This is a genomic window from Bradyrhizobium oropedii (assembly GCF_020889685.1).
GTDB classification, from domain to species: Bacteria; Pseudomonadota; Alphaproteobacteria; order Rhizobiales; family Xanthobacteraceae; genus Bradyrhizobium; species Bradyrhizobium oropedii.
This window is the reverse complement of record NZ_JACMYO010000456.1, coordinates 1-906: the sequence shown is the minus strand read 5'-3', so window position 1 is coordinate 906 and position 906 is coordinate 1. Positions and strand designations below refer to the sequence as shown.

The window sequence follows — 906 nt, the reverse complement described above, 5'->3', positions numbered from 1 at the left end:
CTCCGAGGCTTGTGTTGTTGAAGCGACTCGTCGTTCCGACATCGCTCAACAATAACCACTGGTGGCTATGGGTCCCTGCTTTCGCAGGGACGACACTGAACCAATGGAGGCATCGGGGGTCATACATCCAGCGCGCAGACCGGATGGGTTAGCGCCCAGCCGCCGACTTGCTCTTCACGTGATCGATGAACGCCCGCAGCTTCGGCATGATCTGGCGGTGGCCGGGATAGTAGAGGAACACGCCGGGTGTCGTCGGTGCGAATTGGTCCAGCACGCGGACGAGCTTCTTCTCCTTCACGCTAGCAGTGATCAGCGGTGCGGGCACTTGCGCCAGCCCCACACCTTCGAGCGCCGCGCCGACCAGTGTCGGGAAGTCATGGCCGATGAAGGAGCCGGATACGGCAAGCTCGATCGAGCGGCCGTTGTCGTTCAGCGACCATGGGGCCAGTCCGCCGTTCGATCGCCGCAACCTGAGGCACGCATGTTCGCGCAGATCGTCCGGACGTTTGGGCCGGCCGCGGCGCGCGAGATAGTCCGGGCTACCGACGATGGCGAAAGGGAACGGCCTGGTCAGGCGAACCGCGACCATGTCCGGGTTGATGAACTGACCCATTCGGATGCCGGCATCGAAACCGCCGGCGGCGAGATCGACCAGCTCCTCGCTGGCGGCGAGCTCGACCTCGATCTCGGGATACGCCTTGCAGAATGACGCGATCAGCGGCTCCAGCAGGATCGGCACCACCGAGCGCGGCACGGTGAGGCGCAACAGCCCGGCCGGCTTCTGCCCGAGCTCGCGCGCGGCACCGCTGGCGGCGATCAATTCCTCGAACGCGGGTCTTGCGCGCGCCAAAAATCGTTCGCCGGCCTCGGTCAGGCCGACGCTGCGGGTGGTGCGAATGAACAGCA

General features: G+C 65.1%; 1 protein-coding gene. It reads right to left on the bottom strand.

Features of this window, described 5'->3' with window-relative positions; all coding sequences use genetic code 11:
* Nucleotides 1-148 precede the first annotated feature (148 nt).
* On the bottom strand, nucleotides 149-906 hold a 758-nt coding region (locus H8A95_RS43255; protein ID WP_229188481.1), incomplete at its 5' end, for a LysR family transcriptional regulator.